Annotated in this window: 18 protein-coding genes, 1 tRNA gene and 1 pseudogene; 9 read left to right on the forward strand and 11 right to left on the reverse strand. The window is 73.0% G+C overall.

Features of this window, described 5'->3' with window-relative positions; translation table 11 throughout:
• Positions 1-425: 425 nt before the first annotated feature.
• Positions 426-686, forward strand: coding sequence for a hypothetical protein (locus ACIPXC_RS10360; RefSeq protein WP_401615496.1), 261 nt, complete (start codon positions 426-428; stop codon positions 684-686).
• 126 nt (positions 687-812) lie between these two features.
• Positions 813-931, forward strand: a tRNA-Gly gene (locus ACIPXC_RS10365).
• A 382-nt stretch (positions 932-1,313) separates the two neighbouring features.
• Here the strand turns inward: ACIPXC_RS10365 and cyaB are convergent.
• Positions 1,314-1,883, reverse strand: coding sequence for a class IV adenylate cyclase (gene cyaB, locus ACIPXC_RS10370; protein WP_401615574.1), 570 nt, complete (start codon positions 1,881-1,883; stop codon positions 1,314-1,316).
• A 294-nt stretch (positions 1,884-2,177) separates the two neighbouring features.
• Here cyaB and ACIPXC_RS10375 point away from each other — a divergent pair, with 294 nt between their 5' ends.
• From ACIPXC_RS10375 to ACIPXC_RS10390, 4 genes and pseudogenes are all read left to right on the forward strand, one after another.
• Positions 2,178-2,537, forward strand: coding sequence for a hypothetical protein (locus tag ACIPXC_RS10375; protein ID WP_401615498.1), 360 nt, complete (start codon positions 2,178-2,180; stop codon positions 2,535-2,537).
• A 54-nt stretch (positions 2,538-2,591) separates the two neighbouring features.
• Positions 2,592-3,240: pseudogene (locus ACIPXC_RS10380) on the forward strand (transposase family protein).
• 79 nt (positions 3,241-3,319) lie between these two features.
• Positions 3,320-3,961 (forward strand): HAD family hydrolase, encoded by a 642-nt coding sequence (locus tag ACIPXC_RS10385; RefSeq protein ID WP_401615500.1) that lies wholly within the window; start codon positions 3,320-3,322, stop codon positions 3,959-3,961.
• A gap of 35 nt (positions 3,962-3,996) precedes the next feature.
• Positions 3,997-4,452 carry a helix-turn-helix domain-containing protein gene (locus tag ACIPXC_RS10390; RefSeq protein WP_401615502.1) on the forward strand — a complete coding sequence of 152 codons (456 nt, stop codon included), beginning with the start codon at positions 3,997-3,999 and terminating at the stop codon, positions 4,450-4,452.
• 168 nt (positions 4,453-4,620) lie between these two features.
• Here ACIPXC_RS10390 and fxsT read toward each other — a convergent pair whose 3' ends face one another.
• The 7 genes from fxsT to ACIPXC_RS10425 all read right to left on the reverse strand — a co-directional run bounded on the left by fxsT (position 4,621) and on the right by ACIPXC_RS10425 (position 18,438).
• A complete protein-coding gene (fxsT, locus tag ACIPXC_RS10395; RefSeq protein WP_401615504.1) occupies positions 4,621-7,689 on the reverse strand; it encodes an FxSxx-COOH system tetratricopeptide repeat protein in 3,069 nt (1,022 codons plus the stop codon).
• A gap of 64 nt (positions 7,690-7,753) precedes the next feature.
• The gene (locus ACIPXC_RS10400; protein WP_401615506.1) at positions 7,754-9,010 is read right to left on the reverse strand and encodes an HEXXH motif domain-containing protein; all 1,257 of its coding nucleotides are present in this window, start codon (positions 9,008-9,010) and stop codon (positions 7,754-7,756) included.
• Positions 9,007-10,392: an FxsB family cyclophane-forming radical SAM/SPASM peptide maturase gene (locus ACIPXC_RS10405; RefSeq protein WP_401615508.1), complete on the reverse strand. Its 1,386-nt coding sequence runs from the start codon at positions 10,390-10,392 to the stop codon at positions 9,007-9,009. Before ACIPXC_RS10405 ends, ACIPXC_RS10400 begins: the two co-directional genes overlap by 4 nt.
• A gap of 1,158 nt (positions 10,393-11,550) precedes the next feature.
• Positions 11,551-11,748 (reverse strand): FxSxx-COOH cyclophane-containing RiPP peptide, encoded by a 198-nt coding sequence (gene fxsA / locus ACIPXC_RS10410; RefSeq protein WP_401615510.1) that lies wholly within the window; start codon positions 11,746-11,748, stop codon positions 11,551-11,553.
• Between the two features lie 95 nt (positions 11,749-11,843).
• Positions 11,844-15,155, reverse strand: a complete 3,312-nt coding sequence (locus tag ACIPXC_RS10415) for an SAV_2336 N-terminal domain-related protein (RefSeq protein ID WP_401615512.1) — start codon at positions 15,153-15,155, stop codon at positions 11,844-11,846.
• A gap of 6 nt (positions 15,156-15,161) precedes the next feature.
• Positions 15,162-16,217 carry an AAA family ATPase gene (locus tag ACIPXC_RS10420; RefSeq protein WP_401615514.1) on the reverse strand — a complete coding sequence of 352 codons (1,056 nt, stop codon included), beginning with the start codon at positions 16,215-16,217 and terminating at the stop codon, positions 15,162-15,164.
• A gap of 40 nt (positions 16,218-16,257) precedes the next feature.
• Entirely contained in the window at positions 16,258-18,438 is a 2,181-nt protein-coding gene (locus ACIPXC_RS10425; protein ID WP_401615516.1) for a trypsin-like peptidase domain-containing protein, read from the reverse strand.
• Between the two features lie 175 nt (positions 18,439-18,613).
• Here ACIPXC_RS10425 and ACIPXC_RS10430 point away from each other — a divergent pair, with 175 nt between their 5' ends.
• Positions 18,614-18,799: a DUF6104 family protein gene (locus ACIPXC_RS10430; RefSeq protein ID WP_010061466.1), complete on the forward strand. Its 186-nt coding sequence runs from the start codon at positions 18,614-18,616 to the stop codon at positions 18,797-18,799.
• Positions 18,800-18,911: 112 nt separating this feature from the next.
• On the opposite strand, the gene sodN is transcribed toward ACIPXC_RS10430, so the two are convergent.
• Together sodN and ACIPXC_RS10440 are read right to left on the reverse strand one after the other, a co-directional pair.
• Positions 18,912-19,307 carry a superoxide dismutase, Ni gene (gene sodN / locus ACIPXC_RS10435; protein ID WP_030036761.1) on the reverse strand — a complete coding sequence of 132 codons (396 nt, stop codon included), beginning with the start codon at positions 19,305-19,307 and terminating at the stop codon, positions 18,912-18,914.
• A gap of 208 nt (positions 19,308-19,515) precedes the next feature.
• Positions 19,516-20,730: an RNA-guided endonuclease InsQ/TnpB family protein gene (locus ACIPXC_RS10440; protein WP_401615518.1), complete on the reverse strand. Its 1,215-nt coding sequence runs from the start codon at positions 20,728-20,730 to the stop codon at positions 19,516-19,518.
• Between the two features lie 50 nt (positions 20,731-20,780).
• Here ACIPXC_RS10440 and tnpA point away from each other — a divergent pair, with 50 nt between their 5' ends.
• Both tnpA and sodX read left to right on the forward strand, forming a co-directional pair.
• Positions 20,781-21,212 carry an IS200/IS605 family transposase gene (gene tnpA / locus ACIPXC_RS10445; protein ID WP_401615520.1) on the forward strand — a complete coding sequence of 144 codons (432 nt, stop codon included), beginning with the start codon at positions 20,781-20,783 and terminating at the stop codon, positions 21,210-21,212.
• 81 nt (positions 21,213-21,293) lie between these two features.
• Positions 21,294-21,713: a nickel-type superoxide dismutase maturation protease gene (sodX, locus tag ACIPXC_RS10450; protein ID WP_401615522.1), complete on the forward strand. Its 420-nt coding sequence runs from the start codon at positions 21,294-21,296 to the stop codon at positions 21,711-21,713.
• Here sodX and ACIPXC_RS10455 read toward each other — a convergent pair.
• On the reverse strand, positions 21,617-22,246 hold the full coding sequence (locus ACIPXC_RS10455) for a CGNR zinc finger domain-containing protein (protein ID WP_401615524.1): 630 nt from the start codon (positions 22,244-22,246) through the stop codon (positions 21,617-21,619). The genes sodX and ACIPXC_RS10455 overlap by 97 nt on opposite strands.
• Positions 22,247-22,268: the final 22 nt, after the last annotated feature.

A 22,268-nucleotide genomic window follows, 5' to 3' on the forward strand; every position in this document is an offset into this window, starting at 1 on the left:
CCGGCGTGTTCGGAGTGTTAGGCGTGTTCGGAGTATTCGGAGTACCGCCCCCACCACCCGGCGTGTTCGGAGTGTTAGGCGTGTTCGGAGTATTCGGAGTGTTCACCTTCTTGCAGGACTTTTTGTGCTTGCAGGGCTTCTTCGTCGCCGAATGAAGCGAATCCGCCGCGCTCACGGCAGTCTGGGGCGCGGAAGCAGCGAGGGCCGTTGCAGGCAGAGCCATTCCTCCCGCCAGGGCCACAGAAGCCGCGGCCAGGATCGCCTTACGGGAAATATTCAACATCGGTTCTCTCCGTTCGGAAGTGCGGGACCTTCGCGAGTCCGCCCCGCAGGTTCGATATCTTCGCGGCCCCCGCATTCGGCGGAAGGCCTGATACCAAGAAACCCGATCCGGAGAGTCGGCACACGTCACATCATTACGGGACTTGACACCGAAGGAATCCACCTCACCCCTCCCGCTGATCCTCAACAATGCCCAGTCGGCCGCACCGGTCTGCGCCTGGACAGGACTCACCGAGCAGGTCCTCGGGCAACTCACGGTGGACGCGGCGGTTCTCGGCGTCCCCGCCTTCGCCCGCATCTGCGCGACCTCCGCCGAGATGGGCATGGTGGTGACGGACACGGGCCTCGCCCCGCCTGTGGCCCGAGCCTTCACCGCGTCGGGGGCAGAGGTGCTCACGGCCTAGAGGCGAACGGAACGCGGCCGGGGTCCCGGCGGCGCAGCGGCTCCGACGGCGCGACGACGGCTTCGGGTTCCGGGGCAGCGGTGGGCGGGAGCTACGGCAGCGGGGGTGCGCACTTCCGCAGGTTGAGGTGCCGTGGCAGAGCGGCCAATCGCGATCGACGTGGCGGAGGTCCCTTCCACGGCGACTGACGGGGACGAGGCGGGCCTGCTCCCACCCGTCCGCGGGTTCGAATCCCGTCGGCACCGCGACCGACCTACACCGGACGGATATCGTCTTGGCATGACACAAGAGTTCGACCTGGCTGCACTGCTCGCTGACGGAGTCAGAGGGCGCAGCGGCGCCTGGAACTTCGTCCGAGGCTTCGCCAGTCAGTGGGCTGGCCCGGCGCATACGTGTTCAGGTCGACGATGAGGGTCACACCGGACCCGTGGGGGCAGACTCGACGGGGTCGTCTACCGGGGATGCGCTCGGCCCGATTCCTGTCCCAGCTCGCCACCACGTCGTGGAGCCGGGGATCGACCCACGTTTCCCACTCCCCGCCTGCTGCATCACTCAAGACAACTCTCGATTCACATAACGTAGTCGACCGTAGTCGGGTGCTACCGGACCGTTCACAGGCGCGAGCTGTCACACACCCACAGTTCCATCGCGGCGCGCCTTCACTGCATCGGTGTACTGCTGGCGCGTCAGATCAGCAGCTTCGATACCGAGTTCGACGAGAGTGCGACGGACATCTTCAAGCGCCCTTGTTACATCGCTCTCCTCGACCAGGGTCTCCAGTTCCAGGAACGTCCCGTCCAGCTCGGGCACGCGGACAAGGGTGGCGAGCATCTGTCGCCCCCGCGCCTCGAAGGAGTAGTTGCGGCACCTTTTCTCCAACGCCACAGTTGGCACGTACCCGAGGCCGCGCAGCATTGCATGCACCGCCGAGGCGTCTGCTACACGCGTCTCATGCTCTGGCTTCGACCCGGAATCCTCGTCCACCGGAGCGCCCTTGTACGTGAGTAGCGTCCGGGTCTCGTCAGCCGCGTGCACCGTCCTGACCCGTAGCTCTTCGTCCCGGGCTTCCAACTCTCCGTCCACCGTGTCGTAGTAGGTGTCCTGATACACCTCGACTCGGCCGACGGCCCGCTCATCCAGTCGACGCAGCGTCTCTTCCGGCGCCTGCACGCACGCCTTCAGCTCCGCTTCGATCATCAGCACGTCCCCTCTCGGACTGTACGCCGGGCAACATGGCGTACCGGTAGACCTCGATGTCGCACATTCCGACAAGCTCCGCCATGTGCTTCTTCAGTTCGACTTTTTCCCCGAGGTGGAGGGATGCGCACTTCCGCAGGTTGCGGTGCGGTGGCACAGGTTCTAAGGGCTGTGTCCCATAACTGCTGTACATGGAGCCGGCCAGGGTACGGAAACTGCGTAGCTGGCGAGTTCGAAGTGCCGGTATCGTCCGGTCTCCCGACCTGCGTACCAGCGGTCTACGTGCAGAGAGCGATGCAGATGACCAGCCAGCAAGCAACGACGACCCTGTGGCGCCCCACCGGCCCTAAGGAGCTGGATCTGGTTCGGGAGCTGAACTGGCGCGCTTGGCCGCCTCGGCTGCCTGAGCAGCCGATCTTCTACCCGGTACTCAACGAGGACTACGCGGTCCGGATCGCGCGGGACTGGAACGTGAAGCACGATGGCGCCGGCTTCGTCACTCGTTTTGAGGTCGAGGCGGAGTTCGTGAGTCGGTATCCCGTCCAGCAGGCTGGCGGGCAAACGATCCTCGAGCTCTGGGTTCCGGCCGAGGAGCTGGAAGACTTCAACGCCCACATTGTCGGGGAGATCCAGGTGATCCACGAGTTTCACTGAGGCCGGGAGAGGCAGGCGGGGGCACGTGGCACGCCGCGGTGAGATGATCTTGGTGTGGTTGGCGTGATCACGGCGTCGGAGTCGTCCTGGATGGACCCGTTCACCGGGCTGAGCCCGCGTGCTTTCGGGAAGCCGGCAACGGTGCTGCGGCGCGAGGGTGCGGACGCGGTCCGCAAGAGCCGACCGTGGAGCCTTCCGCTGGAGGACCGGGCGCTGCTGGTCGCGGCCTACTGGTGCACGAACCTGACCATATGCCAGCTCGCACCTCTGTTCGGGGTGCCCAAGTCGGCGGCAGACCTCATCATCGGGGCATCCGCTGCCCGGGAACCGCAACAACTGCAAGGCGTGGGAGGAGTCCGGCGCCAAGGCCGCCTTCGGCAGGAACGTCACGATCGCTGACGGAGGTTATCCCGGCACCAGACTCGTCATCCCTCACCGCCGCGAGCGTGGCAAGGCGGAACCCCCGGAATGGCAAGAAGAGCACAACACGTCCCACAAGCAGGTTCGAGCCCGTGGCGAGCATGTTTTCGCCCACATGAAGACCTGGGAGATCCTTCGCGACTGCCGCCTCAAGGGCGACGGAGTGCACCATGCCATGCTCGGCATCGCCCGACTGCACAACCTCGCCCTCGCCGGTGGACCAGCGGCCTCACGGCCAACCGTGCCCGAACGACTCGAAGATCATTTATGGGACAGCCCTTAGCCAGGGCGACTGACGGGGACGGGGCGGACCTGCTCCCTGGACAGCTATCCGTATCCGAGAACAGCCGTACGCTGGCCGAATGATTCGGACCGTGGTTCTGGACATCGGTGAGACCCTCACCCGAGACGATCGCTACTGGGCCGCATGGGCGGACTGGCTGGGCGTGCCCCGGCACACCCTCTCCGCGCTGGTGGGTGCCGTGGTCGTGGACGGACGGGACAACGCGGACGCGATTCGCCTCCTCCGCCCGGGCATCGACATCTCCGCCGAGTACGCCGCACGCGAAGCCGCGGGGCGCGGCGAGCGGCTCGACGAGAGCGACCTCTACGAAGACGTCCGGCCGGCGCTGGCCGCGCTCCGCGCGTCAGGAGTACGAGTCATCATCGCGGGCAACCAGAGTCCACTGGCCGGTGATCTGCTGCGCGCCCTGAACCTGCCTGCCGACCTCGTCGTCACGTCGGGTGAGTGGGGCGTTTCCAAGCCCGCACGAGCCTTCTTCGACCAGGTGCTGGAGGTAGCCGCCACTGCCGCCGAGGAAACCCTCTACGTGGGTGACCACCCGGCCAACGACATCCACCCGGCGCGCGCCGCAGGCCTGCGCACCGCCCACATCCGGCGAGGCCCGTGGGGCCACTGGTGGGCGGACGACCCCGAGGTCCGGGCAGCAGCAGACTGGTCGATCAGGTCCCTCACCGAACTCCCCGACATCGTGGAGCAGTAGGAACGGGAAGCCGGTCCGCGCGGTACGGTCCGTGCATGGCCGAACGCATCGGGCAGCGCGTCGCCGCTCTGCGGCGAGCCCGGCGCATGACACAAGCCGACCTCGCTCGCGAGGCACATGTCTCGCTCCCCATGGTCAAGGCCTGCGAACGAGGTGTTCGTTCACCTGGCCCGTCCACTCTGGAGGCAATCGCCTCCGCTCTCGGTGTGGACGCGTCCCGCCTGGATCCGACCCACGTCGGTACCAGCCGCCACGTTCACGCCGCGCTTCCGGCGATCTCCGCGACGATCGCCGGATACGAATGCGCGGTGGCACCTGCCGACAGGCCACTGGTGAAAGAAGGTCCGGCCCGTTCCTTTGGGGGCTTCCCGGCTGTCCTCGTACCTTTCCGGGGCGGGACGGTCGGTCAAGGGTGGAGCGCAGCGACATCGCGCAGCGACGCGACCGAAGGGAGCGCCCTTGAGGGACCGGCACGACCCGGAAGACGATAGGACCGCCGGGAAACCCCCAGCACCTCACCGACCCCGCCCCGCCGAGCCCCCGCCCCCGTGCACCACCCCGACGCAGGGGGTGGGTGGGCAGCCACCGGCCCGGGGCGGTGGGGCCCGCGGGGGTGAAGGCGCCGGGTGCGCGTGTAGGCGTACACACCGCTCCCCGGCCTACGGCTGGGGTTCGAAGTCCCAGTATGGGCGGACTCGTTGTTTCGCCGAGACCGTGTGGACGTGCTGGGGGCCCAGGGTGCGGGTGAGGCCCTTGATGCCCGCCTCCTCGTGTTTGCCCGCCTCCGTGTCCTCCCGTACCGACCGCAGGTCCGCGGCCAGGGCGATCTGGGCGCTCAGGGTCATCGGGTGGTCGGGGCCGAGGACCCGCTCGGCGGCGCGCAGGGTCTCCCGGCTCAGGTCCAGCGCGTCCTCCAGCCGCCCGGTGATGTTGCGGTGCCCGGTGGCGTTGAGGGCGCAGCCGAGGGTCCAGGGGTGGCGGCTGCCGAGCGCTCCGCGCATGCCGACGAGGGCCTGCTCGGCGAGGGAGAGGCCCTCGGCGCGTTCGCCCTGCGCGCGCAGGACCAGGCCGAGGTTGCCGACGGTGCCGATGCTGTACGGGTGGGCGAGGCCGAGCTGTGACTGGTAGCCGCGGACGACGTCCTCGGAGATCCGGCGGGCCTCGCCGATGTCTCCGTACTCCCTGAGGTACGTGGCGTAGTCGGAGGCGACCATCAGCGTCCAGGGGTAGTCCACGCCGAAGACCCGCGTCGCCCGCTCCCAGACGGTCCGCAGCCGCAGGCCCGCGCCGGGGATGTCGCCGGAGCGGCGCAGGCACAGGCCCAGGTTGTGCTCGGCGCGCAGGGTCTGGGGGTGGCCGAGCCCGAGCACCTGGGTGTTGAGCTTGACGCCCTGCTCCTGCCGGGTCTGGGCCTCCCGGTAGCGGCCCATGAGCCGCAGACCCATGGCGCATGCGATGCCGGAGGCGAGGGTGGAGATGTGCAGGGGCATCAGGACGCGTTCGCGGCGACGCAGGGTGTCCAGGTCGAGGTCGTAGGCGTCCTGGTAGCGGCCGAGCAGCCGGTAGGTGGCGGCGAGGTTGTTCTGGGCGTCGAGGGTGATGGAGTCGTCCTCGCCGAGGAGCTCGCGGTAGGTGGCCAGGCAGTGCTCGAAGATCTCGCGGGCCGGTTCGAACTTGGCGATGCACAGCAGGACGCCGCCGTAGGCGCTGGTGGCGCGCAGGCTCTCCAGGTCCTGGTCGCCGCGTTCCCCGGTGATCCGGTCGGCGACGGACCGGGTGAGGACCTCGGCACGGCGGAACAGCCCGAGGTTGCGCAGGGAGTTGCCGTACTGGTAGCTGAGCTCGCGGACCTTGGGGTGGTCCTCGCCGAGCCCGGCCCGCCAGATCTGGTCGGTCTCCTCGCACAGGCGCAGGCAGGTGCGGTACTCCCCGGCGAGGATCAGGTAGCGCAGGCAGTGCAGCAGGAAGTTCTGGATCCGCGGGTTGCTGCTGGTGATGACCCCGGAGGGGGCCAGGTGCGGTACGAGTTCGGCGTAGCGGGGCCAGAGACGGGAGTCGGAGGGTCGGCCGGGGTCGGCGGCGGCGAGGACCTGGCGGACCGCCCGGGCCAGCGGTTCGGCCTCGTCCTCGGAGAGGTCCTCGCGGACGATGCCGTGGACCATGCGGTGCAGTTGTACGGTTTCCAGCCCGCCGCCGCCCTCCTCCACGGGGAGGTCGGAGTACTCCAGCCGTACGACGGAGAACTGGACGAGCTTGTTGAGGGCGGCGTTCCAGCGGATCTGGTCGTTGATGAGGCCGGCGAGCTCTTCGGGTACGTCGTCGGCGGGGAATTCGCGCAGCAGGCGCAGCGGGACCGGGCCGGGCGCGAAGAAGACGAACAGCCGCAGCAGGGCGAGGGCGTCGGGGAAGTTCTCCCGGACGTTGTTGAGGAGTATGGCGAGGGCCGTGGGGAACGGCAGCGGGTAGTCCTCGGAGAGGGTGACGGCCTCGCGGGAGTCCATGCGGCGCTGGAGCAGGGCGAGGTAGTCGCCCACGGGCAGGGGTGAGTCGGCGAGCCAGCCGGCGGTCTGGTCGAGGGCGAGCGGGTAGTCCTCCAGGGCCTCGGCGAGCTGGTCGGCCTCGTCGGCGGTGAGGCGCAGGGCTCGGCGCCGGATGAAGGTGATGGACTCGGGGCGGGCGTAGAGGGGGACCTCGACGAGGCTGGTGTGCCGGGCGGCCCACTCGCGGTTGCGGGAGGTGATGATGACGTCGCCGGCGCCGCCGGAGGGCAGCAGGTCGATCAGGTCGTCGGGGTTGTCGCAGCCGTCGAAGACCATCAGCCACCGGCTGTACGGGGTGCCGCGGCGCAGCGCTTCGAGGACGGCCCTGATCTGCTCGCCGTAGCTGCCGGCGCCCCGCGGGAGGCCGAGGGCGGGGGCGAGGTCGGCGAGGCGTTCGCGCAGGGTGGGCCGGTCCTCGGCGGGGACCCACCACACGACGTCGTACTCGGAGGCGAAGCGGTAGGCGTATTCGGTGGCGACCTGTGTCTTGCCGACGCCGGAGAGGCCGAGGAGGGTGACGGTGGACGCGCCGGGCGGGGCTTCGGCGAGGGCCTGGCGCAGGGTCCCGATGACGTCGTTGCGGCCGGTGAAACGGGGGTTGCGGCGCGGGACGCGGCCCCAGATCTCGGGCGGGTCGTTGGGGAAGCGGGGGCCGCGGCGGCCGGTCTCGGTGCCGATGCGCCCGGTGGGCAGTTCGAGGCGGCGCAGCACGCGGTATTCGGCCTCGTACGCGTCCAGGCCCCACAGGTCGGTCTTCTCCAGGACGGCGACGGCGCTGGGCAGGGGTGCGTCGGTGAGGCAGACGGCGGCGAACCGTTCCGGGTGGTCGTCGGTGACGGCGCGCAGGGCGGTGTTCCACTCCTGGTCGGTGTGGGTGCCGGCGGAGAAGTAGCGCTCGCTGAGGACGAGCAGGACCCGGCTGCCGGAGCGGGCGAGGTCATCGAGGGCCTGGGTGAGACCGGGGCTGTTCTGCGGGTCCCAGCGCTGGAGGGCGACGCGGTGGCCGTGTTCCTCCAGGCGGTGGGCGATCCATACGGCCCAGGGGCGGTTGAAGCCCGCGAAGCTGATGACGAAACGCTGCGGCGCCTGGGCCTGCTGGGCCTGCTGGGGCTGCTGCAGCTGTGGGGAATGGTGCGGCTGATCGGGCTGTTGCGCCGATTCGCGGTCCTGCCTGCTACCGGTGGTCATGCGGCCGTCTCCCTGGGCTGCGGGCAGTGGACGGGACTGAAAAGGTACCGCAGCGGACGGTCCGTCAGACCTGTGCGAACGGGGCGAGTTCGGGGTGCGCCTCGCACCAGGCGCGGCGCTCGCGGTCGACGGCCCGGCGGGCGGCGGCGTGCTGGTCGCCGGGGGGCGGGAGCTCGTCCATGGCCCGTTCGGCGGCGGCCATCGCTTCGGTGAACTCCCGCCCCGCGGAGGTCAGTCGGTCGTGCGTCCGCAGGACGGGCAGCACGGCGGCCACCTGGGCCCGGGTCCGGGCGTGCTGGGCCCAGGCGCCGCGGGCACCGTAGAGCGCGGCGCGCTGCCAGTACCCGGCCAGGGCCAGGTGGGCGTAGGCGCCGTGCAGGAGCCCTTCCAGGGGTCGGGGGTCGGTGCGCCAGGGTGCCCAGTGGCGGGGCACGGCGTCGGCGGTGTGCAGGGTCAGGACGTCGGCGAGGGCGGTCAGTTTGCCGTGCTGGACCTCGTGGACGAGGGTCGCGGCGAGCGCGGGCGGCGCCTGCGCGCGGGCCAGTACGGACCCGGCGGCCGCGGGGAGGGTGGCGCCGCTGGACCGGGACCCGCCGGCCAGCGGTACGAGGGAACGCAGCAGTTGCGTGGTCTCCTCGGCCCGGACGCTGTCGTAGCGCTGGAGCAGGGTGAGCGCGCCGGACCACTGGGTGTCCCACCGTTTGTGGCCCTTGGGCGTGAGGCGGCGGGCGGGGCGCAGGGGGGCGGGATGCGCCGGGCCGGGTGCCCGGTAGGGGTCGAGGTCGTCGAGGGCGGTGCGGCCCCCTGGCAGTACGTGCAGGGGCAGCGTGCCGGGGTCCTCGGGGTCCCAGGACCGTTCGGTGAGGACGAGCGGTCCCGGGCGGTCCGGGCGCAGCAGGCCGAGGGTGGGCAGGACGAGGCGGCCGTGCACGGGCCGCAGGGTGTGGGTGAAGGAGATCCCGGCGCGCAGGGCGGCGGCCGCGGCGAGGGCGCCGAGGTGGGCGAGGTCCGCAGGCGGGCCGTAGGGGGCGTGCAGCCGGCGCAGGGTCTCCTCGGCCCAGACTCCGGTGGCCGGGTAGTGCAGTACGTCGCGTACGGCGGCCGGGTCGCGGCGTTCGGCCTCCTCCAGCAGGGCCCAGTGGTCGGCGGTCCGGCCGGACCGGCCGCAGGGGGCGGCGTCGAGGACGGCACGGAGCAGGACCAGCCGCTTGGAGCGGCGTACGTCGCGCACCAGGCGCGTGCCTTCCGGGGAGGGCTCGGCGGAGGCGAGGGCGCGCAGGGTGCCGGTGGACACCGTGAAGGCGGCGAGGGCGGCGGTCACGAGGCGGCCGCCGGAGGGTGCGCGGCGGTGTGGCGGGGCCGGCCCGCGGTGGTGGCGGCGTGCTGTACCGCGGTGGCGATGTGCCGGATCAGCACCTGGAGGTCGGCGCAGTAGACGGACGGCTGCCGGAAGCCCTCGCCGGCCCGGTAGCGGTGCGGGTAGTGCCCGCCGCCGCACACCTCGACGAGTTCGCAGGATCGGCATTCGGCGGCGAGCGCGTCCCGGCCGAGCTGGCGGGCCGCGAACCCGGGGTGGTCGAGGAGCTGGTCGAAGCTGTGGGTGTCGAGGGCCATGCCGGTGGCGGCGGCCCCCTCGTACGCGGATTTCAGCGAATCGGCCTGTTCGATGGAGCCGTCGGTCTCGATGACGGCGGTGGCGGCGGGCGCGAGCCCGAGGGTCTCGGTGGTGGCGGGCAGACCGAGCAGCAGGGCGATGATCTCCTCGAAGAGCCGGATGCGGGTGCGGTGCCGTCCGTCGTGCCACCAGCGCTCGAAGACGGCGAGGAGCCAGTCGGCGTACGGGGTTCCGCCGGGGCGGCGGCCGGGGCCGGGCGGCGGCGGGGCGCTCCAGTTGGCGAGCGGGAGCAGCAGTCCGACGGTGGGCGGGGCGAAGGCGAGCAGGGACTCGTACGTCTCCACCGGGTCCTGGTCGAGGTCGATGACGCAGAGCACCCCGGCGTAGCTGTCCGGGTGGCGTGCCAGCAGGCGCAGGCCGCGGGCGGCGGCGCCGAAGGCGGGGCGTCCGGCGTGGTCGACGCGGCGGGTGTTGTGGACGGGCAGCCCGCCGTCGAGGCTGACGCCGACGCGGATCCCGGCGGCGGCGAGGGCGGCGAGACGGCCACGGGTGATCAGCGTGCCGTTGGTCTGGACGGTGGCGGTGATCCGGGTATGCGGGGAGGCACCGGCGAGGGCGGCCCGTACGGCTTCGACGGGCGCGGCCAGTGCGGCGGGGGCGGCGAGGAGGGGTTCGCCGCCGTGCAGGACGAGGTCGACGCGGGGCAACTCGTGGGCGGCGGCGTGCTCGGCGATCCGCTGCGCGGCGCGGGTGGCGGTGGCGGGGGCCATGACGACGGGCTGGTCGCGCCAGCCCTGGTCGGCCATCTCGTAGACGTAGCAGTAGGTGCAGGCGAGGTTGCAGCGGCTGCGGGTCTTGAGCACGAACTGCCGGATGGGATGGGGCGGATGGCCCGCCGCCCGGGCGGCGGCGACGTCGAGCCGGGTATGGGGCCAGGGCGCGTGGCGGGCATGCGGGGAGGCCCAGACGGCCAGCCCGTGCCGAGCACCGCCACCCGCCCCCTGGGCGGGACCCGAGTCCGAGCCGCGGCCGGCGGCCGAAGCAGTGGGCCCGGGCAGCGGGGAGGCGCCCGTGATCGCTCGCCGCATCGCCGTGCTCCCTCCCCGCACACCGCCGGGGGCGCCCCGGCGGACGGTCCATCCCTGCCCGTGCGCCGAGCCCGGCTAACGGCGGAAAGTGGTCAACCCGGTCCCCTGCGGGGTTGCTCGGCGGGATCCGGGCTGGCCTTGCCGGATCCGGAGCGTGTCGCGGGCCCCGGGATAGGGGCACGGTGCGGCGGCTCGGCGGGTCCGGGGCTGGCTTCGCGGGGTCGGGAGTGTGTCGCGGGTCCCGGGTTGCGGGCGTGGTGGGGCCGGGCCCCTGCGGGGTTGCTCGGCGGGATCCGGGCTTGCCTTGCCGGATCCGGAGCGTGTCGCGGGTCCCGGGTTACGGGCGTGGTGCGGGTGGGTCGGGGGGCCGGGCAGGGGTGTCTCCTCGGCTCGGCGCGTGCTCCTTGTCCCGGCTGTACCCGGTGGTCGCGCCTCGTCCTGCGGGGACACCCCTGCCCGTCCCCCCTCCAGCCGTACGGGCAGGCTCCGGGAAGGCGTGGTGTCACCTGGGCGGAGCCGTGGCGCGTGGGGCGGGGACACCCCTGCCCGTCCCCCTCCAGCCGTACGGGCAGGCTCCGGGAAGGCGTGGTGTCACCTGGGCGGAGCCGTGGCGTGGGGCGGGGACACCCCTGCCGGGCCTCCCTCCAGCGGTACGGGCAGGCTCCGGGAGACCGTGGTGTCGTCCGGGCGGAGCCGTGGCGTGGGGCGGGGACACCCCTGCCCGTCCCCCTCCAGCGGTACGGGCAGGCTCCGGGAAACCGTGGCGTCGCCCGGGCGGAGCCATGGCGTAGGGCGGGGACACCCCTGCCGGGCCTCCCTCCAGCCGTACGAGCAGGCTCCGGGAAGGCGTGTGTCGTCCGGGCGGAGCCGTGGCGTGGGGCGGGGACACGGCGGAGTGTCCCCGCAGGACGAGGCGCGACCAGGGCCGTCTGGCCGGGACGAGGAGTCCGCGCCGAGCCGAGGAGACACTCCGCCGGGGCACCGACCCACACCCCCACACCACCGACCAGCAGGCACAGGCCGTACCGCTGAGTCCGGCGCAGGGGCAGTGGTCACCCCGGCGGGAGCCGACCCGTACCGCCGAGCCCGGCGCAGGGGCCCGGCGGGAGCCGACCCGCCGAAGCCCCGCCCACACCGCCGAGCCCGCGCAGCGGAGGGTCAGGCTGCGCTGGAGTCGAACGCGTTGAGGACCTCCGCCGGGTGGGTCACGCGTTCGACCAGGCCCTCGATCACCTCGGCCAGTACGGGATGGTCGATCCCGCGCAGGGCGGCCAGGTCGAGCCCGGAGAGGTCCGGCAGTCGCCCCGGGCATCCCGGGGCGGTGGCCGGCACCACGTCCTGACGTTTCGTCACCATGTGCCGCCGCTCCCCCTGTCGCGTCGCACTCTCCGTATCCGGACGGTCCACTGCCCTTTCCCTCCGGCCGGTCGGCGGAAACAGCGGCCCGCCCGTCACGACCCCGCCTCCAGGGCCCGTACCCGCGCGCGCAGCCCCTCGGAGCGGCCGTCGGGGTCGGTGCCGATCCGCTTCCAGAGCTGCAGCGCCGAGCGGTACTCCTCCAGGGCCGCCCGGGGGCGCGCGAGCCGCTCCAGCACCTCCCCTCGGGCCTCCTGCACGCACGCGGCCAGCCGCAACGCGGTGTCCTCGCGGCCGGGAAGGCCCCGGTGGTCGCCGTCGCGGCCCTCGTGGTCGTCGCGGCCCTCGCGGTCCGCCTCCAGCGCGGCCCGCCAGGCCAGCCGGTAGGACTCGACCGCCCGGTCGAGGCGGTCCGCCGCCCGGGTGTGGCCGTGGATCTCCTGCTGCACGTCGCCGTGGTCCCGCCAGGCGCGGGCCCGCTCCAGCGGGCCGCGGCTGTTGCGGACGGCCAGTTCCAGCAGGTACTCGGCCTCCCGCAGGTCCACCGCGTCCCTCTCGTACGCGTGCCGCAGCCGCAGCCCGGTGGCCAGCCGCATGAGCCGGTGCGCGGCTCCCGGGTCGGACTGCGGGACCGCTGCCCGGCTCTCGCGCAGGACGCGTACGGCCGCTCCGGTGAAGCGGCGGCCACCGGCGCCGCGGGCCCGTTCCAGGAGTACGTCGCCCCACTCGGGCAGGAGTTCACCGAAGGCCTCCCCGTCGCGGGGCACGAGCCGCCGGGCCCGGCCGTATGCCTCGGCCGCCTCCTCCAGCGCCGCCGGGTCGGCGTCCCGCGCGTACCGCTCGCGGTGCACCCGGGCCAGGCACAGCAGGGCGGCCACCCGCAGCTCCGGGTCCCCGCCCGTCTGCTCCAGGGCGCCGGCCAGCTGGCGGGCGGCCTCCTCCAGCCGCGGGGGCAGGTGCCGCAGCGCGTCGGCCAGCTCCACGCGTACGCGGGCGCTCCCGGTCCCCGCTCCGGCATGGCCCGTCCCGGCCGGCGCGGCGGCCAGGACCGCCGCGAGGCGGGCCGCCGCCTGTTCGGCCAGGGCGGCCCGCTCGGCCGGGTCGGGGGTGCGGGGCAGCAGGGCCAGCAGGACCCGGCCGAGCGCCAGGTGCAGCTCCGGGTGGGACGGCGCGTCCGGCTCGGTGGCTGCCTCCGGGGCCGGGCCGCCGGGTACGGGGCCGGCCAGGGGTTCGAGGGCGGCGCGGGCCTCGCGCAGCGCGCCCGGATCCTCACGCAGCACGCTGAGCCGGATCAGGGTCTCGGCCCGCCGTACCGCGCAGTCCCGCCGCAGTTCCGGTTCGGCCGTGGCGGCCGCGGCCGCCGCCGCGAACTCGCGGTCCGCCGCCACGAGCAGGTCGGGGTCGAGACCGGCGGCGAGCGCCCGCTCGTACAGCACCCGCCCGTGGACCGCCCGCGCCGCGGCGGTCCGCAGCCCGCTCACGGCGTGCTCCGCCTCGGCGAGGAGCTCCGGGTCGCGTCCGGCCGCCCACAGCCGCAGCAGTGCTCCGGCCAGTTCCGCCTCGGCCTCCTCCGGCGGGTCTGCGGGCCCGGCCGGGGCGGTCACGGCCCGCCGTAGGACCGCCACGGCCTCGTGCAGGGCCCGGGCGCCCGCGTCGCCGTCGGCGTCCGCGTCCGCGAGCCGGTCGCGGGCGGCGCGCACCGCCCCGGCCCGCGCGAGCAGGGGGGCCGTCGGTGGTTCGCGTACCGGCTGCCCGTCCTGCGGCATTCCGGGCAGGTAGCGCCGTACGACTTTGGCCGAAACCTGTGCGAAGGCCTGCGCGAGCCGGCCCTCGGGGGGCCGTTCCCCGTCGTCGGGTTCGGGGGCCGTCGCCGCCACGCCGGTCAGCTGTGCGACGGCGAGCGCGGGGAAGTTGCGTACGCCTGCCCCGAAGTGCGCCCGTACGTACTCCGAGCAGTGCTTGAGGACCAGCGCGGCCTCGTCCCGGCCCAGTGGCCCGAGCAGGACGTCCTGCACGCCGGGAACGAACTCGTACCAGTGCCCCGGGCCCGGTCCGCTGCGCCGGAGCAGCCCGCTGAGCAGGACCTCCGCGAGGTCGGACGGTTCGGAGTCGGGCAGCATCGTGCGCTGCACCAGCCGCATCACGGGCAGTGTCAGCGGGGCCGCCGACAGGTACACGGCCAGTTGCACGGCGCGGGGCGCGGCCGAGGACCGGAACCGTGCCACGAGTTCGCGCGGCGGGCGGACGGCGGGCGGCGGCGGGACGGGCGCGGCGGGGTGGTCGGCCCGTACGCGGCCCACTTCGGCGGCCACCGGCCCGGTGCCGAGGCCGGCGACGAGCCGGGCCCATGCGCCGAGGGCGGTCGGGCTCGGTGGCAGCACCGGCACGGCGAGTCCGTCCGTGGGCCGCCCGGGCGGCGGTGGCCGGTCCGGCCGGAACCGCAGCTTCTGCCCGGCGCCCTCCAGCCGGGCGAGGGTGCCGCGCTCGGTCGGCAGCCAGCTGCGTCCCCAGAGCCGCTGCGGCAGCGGCTGGACCACCATGCACGGGGTGCATTCGGCCCAGCGGTGCAGCAGCCGCTGTGCCGCCCCCTCGCGCCAGAGCGGTCCGGCGCAGTCGGAGACGACCATGGTCAGAGCGCGGCCGGTGGGGTCGCGCAGCTGGTCCCCGGAGCGCAGCCCCGGGCCCGGGGCGGGTCCGCGTCCGAGTGCCGCCGAGCCGTCGGGGCGGCGGTGCAGGTAGTGCACCTGGACGTCCCGGAAGGCGCCCAACCGCTCGCAGACGGAGCGCAGTTCCTCGAACATGTCCTGCCAGACGGCCATCGAGGGGGAGGCGTCCATCACGAGCCGCAGGGTCGCCTCGCGCCGGCTGTCCGGGCGGAGCACCGGGATGAGCAGGCCGAGGGCGCGGGCGCTGGCGTCGGCGGTGGCGCTCTCGTCGATCACCAGCCGGGTGGGCGGGGTCGGCGGGCGGTGCCGCTGGAGGGCGCGCAGGGCTCGCTGGACGTCGAGGATGCGGGGCAGGGCGGCGGCCCCGGGCACGCGTACGGGGACTCCGTACTCCTCGGGCGACTCCGGTGGCGTCCCGCTCCCGGTCTCACCGGCGTGGTGCGCCCCGGGTGCGTAGAGCCGCACCGGGTCCTCGGTGTCGGTCTCGGCCCGCAGGGGGTCGACGGGTTCCGCGGCGGGGTCCTCGGGGTCCGCCGCCGGTCCGGGCTCGCGGGTGCCGGGCAGGGCGGGGCCGGGTGCGCGGATGTGGCCGGCGAGCCACAGGGCGTCGGCGAGTTCCTCGGCGGACGGGTCGAGTCCGGCGGCCCGCAGCAGGGCGGCCAGTTCACGGACACCGGGCGCGGTGGGCGGTGGGCCGGCGCAGGAGGGTGTGGCGGGGTCGTGCGCGGCGGGTTCGGGCACGGGGGGTCACCTCGGGCGGTCGAGGCGCTGGATGAGCAGGTCCGCGAGGTCCTCCCGGGTCGCCGGGGAGGCGTAGTGGGTGAGGTAGACGGCGTTGAGGAGCTGGTCGGCGGCGACCAGTTCGGACTGGGAGCGGCCCAGGAACTCGCGGATCAGGTCGGCGCCGAGGCGGGCGGCTTCCTCGCCGAGGTGGGCGCGGACCATGGTGGCGAGCCGCCGCTCGCCGGGCTGTCCGAGGGTGAGCTGGATGCAGCGTCTCAGCAGGGCGGCGGGGAAGTCCCGTTCCCCGTTGCTGGTCAGGATGATGAAGGGGAACGCCCGGCAGCGGACCCGTCCGCCGCGCACGGTCACCTTGGTCCCGTCGTCGGTGAGCACCTCGACGTCGGGCTCGGTGTCGGCGACCCGCTCCAGCTCCGGGAGGGCGAACTCGCCTTCCTCCAGGACGTTCAGGAGGTCGTTGGGGAGGTCGATGTCGCTCTTGTCGAGTTCGTCTATGAGGAGTACGCGGGGCCGTGCGGTGGGCAGCAGGGCGGTGCCCAGGGGGCCGAGCCGGATGTACTTGCCGATGCCGGGTACCGCGGCGGGTGTTCCCGGCGCCGCCCCGCCGACCGCCCCGCCGCCCCCGCCGCCCGCCGCGGCCCCGCCCGCGGCGAGCTGCACGTCCTGGAGCCGGGCGAGGGCGTCGTAGCGGTAGAGCCCGTCCTGGAGGACGGTCCGCGACACGACCGGCCAGCGCAGTACTCGTCCCAGCTTCAACTCGTGGGCGACGGAGTGCGCGAGGGTGGACTTGCCCGTTCCGGGGAATCCGGTCACGAGCAGCGGCCGCCGCAGGTACAGGGCGGCGTTGATGGCCTCCAGCTCCTCCGGCTCCGGCCGGTGGAGCTCGGCGGCGTGCCGGTGGGCGCCCAGCCTGCGGGACACGTTGCCCTCGGCAGCCGCGGCGGGGCCCGGCTCCACGACGGGCCCGCCGTCGAAGTTCCGCCAGGGAGGCGGGTCGGGCAGTGCGTCGATCCCGTCGTGGGGTTCGCCGACCCCGCGGTAGATGAGCCAGTCGTCGTTCATGCTGGGTGTCCCTCCCTCGAATCCGGCGGGCCGGGCGCCGTCACAGGTCGCCGTGGAGCGGCTCGACATCCGGCAGCGGCCGCGCCGGGTCCTCCCACACCAGCCCCGTTCCGGCCGCCCAGTAGGCGTCGGGGTCCGCCCCGTACGCCCGCCCCCGCAACGTCTGCAGCCGTAACGGCAGTACCTCCGCCCGGCCGGCGTCGGCCAGTTCCTCGCGCAGCCCGCGGTGGAACGGCGCGCACGACACCCCGGGGTCCGGCGGCGGCCTGCGGGTCACCGCGACCCCGTAGCCGGCGTCCCGTACGGCGTGCAGCGATCCGAGCGTGGGCTCCTGGTCGGCGGCCCGGCAGTGCACCGGGACGGTGCTGTCCGGCAGGCCCGACAGCCATGCGGCGGAGGGTGCGCGCGGCCGGCCGCCCGCGCAGTCGGCCCGTTCGTCCTGGAGCGGTCCGGCCTGCACCCGGGCCCACCGTGCGGCGGCCCGGCCGGCCCCGTGGTCCGTCTCGTGGTCCGCCGGGTGATCCGCGGGGTGGGCGCCCGGTCCGCCCGGGCCGGTGCCCGGAGCGTGGTCGCTGCGGCCGCCGGGGTGGCGCAGCACCACGGGTCGCTGCACGCCGAGCGGTACCCCGGCGGACACCACCCAGTCCTCCACCGCGAGCCCGAACAGCTCGGGGGCCACGGCCACTTCGAGCAGGGCCGCCGCGACGTGGGTGTCGCACCGCCGGAAGGCCTCGGCGAGCGGGGCCCGCAACCGCTCCGGCAGGGTCGCCACGGTGGCCCGTACGCCCGAGTCGACGGGGGTCAGCCGGCCGGGGTGGGCCGGGCCCGCCAGGACGGAGACCCGCCAGTCGTAGAGGTGTTCCCAGCCGTGCGCCCACACCTCCAGCAGGACCGAGGCGCCGGGCGGCAGCCCCCCGGCGCGGCGGGCCGGGCCGCCGCTCGCCGTGCGTCCGGCCGATGCCCGGCGGCGGCGCTCCCGCTCGGCGAGGCCGCGCTCGTGGCGCTCGCCCAGTTCCCGGCGCAGGGGTCGCCACAGGCGCTCGGCCGTGGCCCGTACCCAGTCCCACAGCTCCTCGTCGGCGCCCGGTGTCGGGGGCTCCCGGTACTCGGCCACGCTGACGTCGGTGGCGTAGCGGAGCATGGCCGCGGCCTCGCCCGTCCCGCCGGGCGGGTCGTGCAGGAGCCCGAGCCCGTCGCGCCAGCTCAGGGGGGCCGGCGGCTGCGGGTCCGGTTCCTCGCCGCGGACGGCCTCGACCAGGGCCCGGACGGCCTCGGAGGAGCTCGGCGGGGGCAGTTCGGCCAGGAGTCCGCACAGGGTGGTGCGCTCCCCCGGGGTGAGCCGGCCGCGGCCGCCGTACGGGTCGTGCTCCTGCGGTGGGAGTTCGCCGTGCACGTCGGTCCAGGTGCGGCGGTTGTCGAGGTCGCTGAGGTGCTGGTCGTAGTGGTACAGGTCGTGGGCCTGCATGATCCGCCGGTAGAGCCCGGTCTGGCCGCGGGCGGGCATCGGGAGGGTGCGCAGCTGGACGACGGAGACGGCGAGTCCGCCGCCCCCGGTGTGCCGGCGGGCCTTGACGACGCCGACGACCTCGCCGCGGGCCAGGTCCACCACGGGCCCGCCGGACATGCCGGGGTCGATCTCGTCGTCGTCGGCGAGGCGGATGGCGGCGCCGTTCCCGGCGGTGCCGCGCAGCCGGGTGGTGCGGCCGGTGATCTCGGGGGTGCCGAGGTCCTCGGTGCAGCCGAAGTAGGCGACCTCGTCGAAGCGGGGCCTGGAACGGTCGGTGAGCCAGACGCAGCTGTGCGACACGGGGGCCAGGACCCTGATCAGTGCCAGGTCGGGCAGGTCCCACAGGGCGCGCCGGCCGGGCCGCCGCTCCTCCAGGCGCTCGGGCAGTACGCACTCCACGCGGCCGGTGACGGTGCCGGTGACGGCGCCGGGCGCGCCGGGGCCGCCGGGGCGGGGTCTGCCGGAGTGGAAGGTGATGCCGACCTCACGGCCTGTCAGACGCACGGCGGCACCCCCTTCGCCGACCACGTGCGCGCACGTCAGGACCCAGCCGGGGGCGATGAAGAAACCGCTCCCCCAGGTGGGACCGGTCCGATGGCTGCCGGGGTTGTCATACCCGCCGGGCGGGGCGTGGACGCGTACCGTCGCCGCTTGGACAAGGGGTTCGAGGAGCTCGAAGGCGCGCGCCGTCCCGGTCGTGCGCCCGTCGGTCATCCGCGCCCCCCGCCCGCTGGTGAGACGTCCAGGCTAGCGTCGGCGGAGCCGGCGACGGGAGGTCTCGCGGACGCCGCGGATTATCCTGGCGGGAAACATTCCCTGCACGTCGGCATCCATGCCGACGTCCATATCGACATCCCCATCCACTTCACATCACGGCACGGAGCCCGACTTGTACTTCACCGATCGCGGCATCGAGGAGCTGGAGAAGCGGCGCGGCGAGGAGGAGGTCACCTTCGAGTGGCTCGCCGAGCAGCTGCGCACCTTCGTCGACCTGAACCCCGACTTCGAGGTTCCGGTGGAACGCCTGGCCACCTGGCTGGCCCGGCTGGACGACGAGGACGACGAGGACGAGTAGTCCGGCCGCACCGACGGCACCCGGTGGGTGCCGGTCGTGGGGGCGCCGGCGGAAGACGCCGGAGGGGCCCGTCCGCCGCTGCGGACGGGCCCCTCTGCGCGTGGGGGAAGGCTCAGGCGGCCTTGGTCTCCCAGAAGATGCGGTCGATCTCGGCGATGAGGTCGAGGGCCTTCTGGCCGGTGGCCGGGTCGTTCGACGCCTTGGCGGCCGAGAGGGCCTTCAGGGTGTCGTTGACCAGGGTGTGCAGCTGCGGGTACTTCTCAAAGTGCGGCGGCTTGAAGTAGTCGCTCCACAGCACCGAGACGTGGTGCTTGGCGAGCTCGGCGCGCTGCTCCTTGATGGTGATGGCGCGCGCGCGGAAGTCGGCGTCGTCGTTGGCCTGGTACTTCTCCTGGACGGCCTTGACGGACTCGGCCTCGATGCGGGCCTGGGCAGGGTCGTACACGCCGCACGGCAGGTCGCAGTGGGCGGAGACCTTCGCCTTGGGGGCGAAGAGGCGGGAAAGCATGGAGTTTGTCCTCCTCGTGATCGTCTTCTCAAGGGGGGACATTACTCGCTGGGGAACCGGATTTCGCGGGCGCCCCCGTGGGCTTAGGACAAAAGTCCAGGGTCACGGCCGGACCGGTGAGCGAATGTACGGGGCCGTGCGGCAGCATGCGGGAGTGACGAGGAGGACACACGTGACTACTCCCCCGCATAGATGCGGGGGCTTCTCGTCAAGCTGGTTGAGCTTGACGACGGGCCAGCCCGGCCCGCAGAACATTGGAAGCCCCCACGATGTCGGCGTGCGCCTGGTGGCCGCACGAGATGCAGTGGAACTTCTCCTGGGTGGGCCGGTTCTCCGCTGCGACGTGCCCGCACTCGGGGCAGGTGCGGGAGGTGTTGCGGGGGTCCACGGCGATCACGTCTCGTCCGGCGCTTTCAGCCTTGGCGGTGAGGATCGTCAGGAACACCCCCCATCCGGCATCCGAGATCGAACGGTTCAGACCGGTCTTGGCGGCGGCCCCGTTGGGCAGGAAGCTGCCCGGCTTGTCGGGGTCGGGCTTGGGTGCGGTCGTCTTGACCATGTTGCGGATCTTGAGATCCTCGTGCGCGATGACGTCGTGGTCGCGGATCAGGTCAAGCGCGGTCTTGTGTGCGTGGTCGAGGCGCCGGCGGCGGACCTTGCGGTGCAGGTCGGAAACTCGCTGGACGGCACGCTGGTGGTTGGCGGTCCGCTTGTCGCGGCGGACCCGGCCGTACCGGCTGAGCTTGTGCTGTGCGGCCTCCAGCCTGGCGGCGGCCTTCCTGCCGTGACGCGGGTTCTCGACGTGCTCGCCGTTGGAGGTGGTGAGGAACGAGGCGATGCCCATGTCGATGCCGACCACGGAGCCCGTCGCCAAAAGCGGCTCGGGGTGTTCCCGCTCGGCCGTGAGCACCACGTACCAGCGTGTGCCTTCGCGTTTGACGGACACGGTCTTGACCTTGCCGACCACAGGTCGGTGCTGCTTGACCTTGACGTGCCCGACGCCCTGGAAGCGGACGCGGGTCTGCGGGTCGTGCGGGGTGGAGTCCCAGCGGCAGCCGTCGCCGTCCTTGGGGAAGTCCACGGTGTCGAACCAGTTCGCCCCACGAAAGCGCGGGTGGCCGGGAGTGTCCCCGGACTTGATCCGGCGGAAGAACGCGGCGAACGCTTTGTCCAGTCGGCGCAAGGTCGCCTGCTGGGAAGAGAACGACCAGCGGCCCTGACGGTCCGGATCGAACGCCCGGATCTCCTTGAGCTGCGCGGACTGCTGCCCGTACTTGATGCTCGTCTTCGAGGTGTGCCGGTAGGCGTCGCGGCGCTCCTGCAAGGCCCCGTTGTAGAGCGAGCAGTGATCGCGCAGCATCTCTCCGAGCGCGGCGGCCTGCCCAGTGGTGGGCCGCATGAGGAACTTGTACGCACGGATCATCCAGCCCACCTCCTTCCGGGTCGACGCGATCATTCTACTAGACTTGGCGTATGTCACCGCGCTGGGAACCAGATGCCGATATCCGCAGGGGGCGTCATGTCACCCTCCATCTGCACGCTCACTTGGTGTTCGTCACCAAGTACCGGAAGGGGATCTTCGATGACGCCATGCTCCAGCGGTGCGAAGAGATCATGCGGGAGGTGTGCGACAAGTTCGAGGCGGAGCTGCGGGAGTTCAACGGCGAGGCCGACCACGTGCATCTCCTGGTGCACTACCCGTCCAAACTCGCCCTCTCCAAGCTGGTCAACAGCCTCAAGGGGGTCAGCTCCCGGTACCTGCGCGCCGAGTACACCGACCGCGTCAACCGGACCGGCATGGACTCGGTCTTCTGGTCACGCTCGTACTTCGCGGCCTCCTGTGGCGGAGCGCCGCTGTCGATCGTCCGTCAGTACATCGAGGAACAGCGTCACCCCTTGCCCTGACGTCACCGAACAACGGTGCTCCGCACCGTTCCGTCATCCCGCCCCGGCTGAAACCGGGGATACCCAACGGAGGAGCCGAGGATGGAGAGCGCCCGCCCGCGCAAGCGGTTCGAGGTGGTGGAGGTGACGGGCCCGTCGATGGTGCCGACGCTGCTGGACGGCGACCGGCTCGTGGTCCGCTACGGGGCCGCCGTCCGGCCGGGTGCCGTCGTGGTGCTGCGCCACCCGTTCCAGCAGGACCTGCTCGTGGTCAAACGCGCGGTCGAGCGGCGCCCGGGCGGCGCGTGGTGGGTGCTCGGCGACAACCCGTACAACGAGACCGGCGACAGCACCGTCTACGGGCCGGTGCCCGGCGAGCTGGTGCTGGCGACGGCGGTCCTGCGCTTCAGGCCGCGCGAGGAGGGTCAGCGCTCGCTGAGGGCCCGGCTGTCCTGGGCGGCCTCGTCGCTGCGCGTGCTGCGCGCCGACTCCTCGGCCTCCAGCCGCTTGCGGGCGCGGTAGGCGGCCACGTTCGCCCGGGTGGCGCAGCGGTCGGAGCAGTAGCGCCGGGAGCGGTTGGTGGAGGTGTCGAGGTAGGCGTTGCGGCAGGGCGCAGCCTGGCACAGGCCGAGGCGGTCGGGACCGTGCTCGGTGAGGTGGAAGGCCAGGCCGAAGGACGCGATGGCCGCGTAGCCGGCGGAGGCGTTCGAGGGGTGGTCGGCGAGGTGGATGTGCCAGTCGGGGCGTCCGGTCTCGTCGAGGGCCTGGTGGCCGGAGACCTGCGGGCTGACCGGGAACTCCATGAGCAGGGAGTTCAGCAGGTCGACGGCGAGGACGTGGTCGCCGCCGTCGGCGGCCTCGAAGACGGCTCGCAGCCGGCCGCGCACGTTGCGGAAGCGGGTGACGTCGGTGTCCGTGACGCGGCGGGCCATCTGCTGGCTGGCGCCGAACAGGGCGCGGACGGCGTCCACCGAGGTGAGCGCGTCCTTGTTGCGGGCCGGCTCCTCGGTGTTGACCAGGCGCACGGCGAAGTCCGAGTAATGGGCCAGTTCCACTTGTAGTCCTTACGGCTGCGGA

The organism is Streptomyces sp. NPDC090021, from assembly GCF_044748225.1.
In the GTDB taxonomy this organism is placed as follows: Bacteria; Actinomycetota; Actinomycetes; order Streptomycetales; family Streptomycetaceae; genus Streptomyces.

What these genes read in the sequence shown, in the direction of transcription:
- cyaB (WP_401615574.1), bottom strand. Translation starts at nt 1,883, where the DNA reads ATGATCGAAGCGGAGCTGAAGGCGTGCGTGCAGGCGCCGGAAGAGACG.
- ACIPXC_RS10375 (WP_401615498.1), top strand. Translation starts at nt 2,178, where the DNA reads ATGCAGATGACCAGCCAGCAAGCAACGACGACCCTGTGGCGCCCCACC.
- ACIPXC_RS10385 (WP_401615500.1), top strand. Translation starts at nt 3,320, where the DNA reads ATGATTCGGACCGTGGTTCTGGACATCGGTGAGACCCTCACCCGAGAC.
- ACIPXC_RS10390 (WP_401615502.1), top strand. Translation starts at nt 3,997, where the DNA reads ATGGCCGAACGCATCGGGCAGCGCGTCGCCGCTCTGCGGCGAGCCCGG.
- fxsT (WP_401615504.1), bottom strand. Translation starts at nt 7,689, where the DNA reads ATGACCACCGGTAGCAGGCAGGACCGCGAATCGGCGCAACAGCCCGAT.
- ACIPXC_RS10405 (WP_401615508.1), bottom strand. Translation starts at nt 10,392, where the DNA reads ATGCGGCGAGCGATCACGGGCGCCTCCCCGCTGCCCGGGCCCACTGCT.
- fxsA (WP_401615510.1), bottom strand. Translation starts at nt 11,748, where the DNA reads ATGGTGACGAAACGTCAGGACGTGGTGCCGGCCACCGCCCCGGGATGC.
- ACIPXC_RS10420 (WP_401615514.1), bottom strand. Translation starts at nt 16,217, where the DNA reads ATGAACGACGACTGGCTCATCTACCGCGGGGTCGGCGAACCCCACGAC.
- ACIPXC_RS10425 (WP_401615516.1), bottom strand. Translation starts at nt 18,438, where the DNA reads ATGACCGACGGGCGCACGACCGGGACGGCGCGCGCCTTCGAGCTCCTC.
- sodN (WP_030036761.1), bottom strand. Translation starts at nt 19,307, where the DNA reads ATGCTTTCCCGCCTCTTCGCCCCCAAGGCGAAGGTCTCCGCCCACTGC.
- ACIPXC_RS10440 (WP_401615518.1), bottom strand. Translation starts at nt 20,730, where the DNA reads ATGATCCGTGCGTACAAGTTCCTCATGCGGCCCACCACTGGGCAGGCC.
- tnpA (WP_401615520.1), top strand. Translation starts at nt 20,781, where the DNA reads ATGTCACCGCGCTGGGAACCAGATGCCGATATCCGCAGGGGGCGTCAT.
- sodX (WP_401615522.1), top strand. Translation starts at nt 21,294, where the DNA reads ATGGAGAGCGCCCGCCCGCGCAAGCGGTTCGAGGTGGTGGAGGTGACG.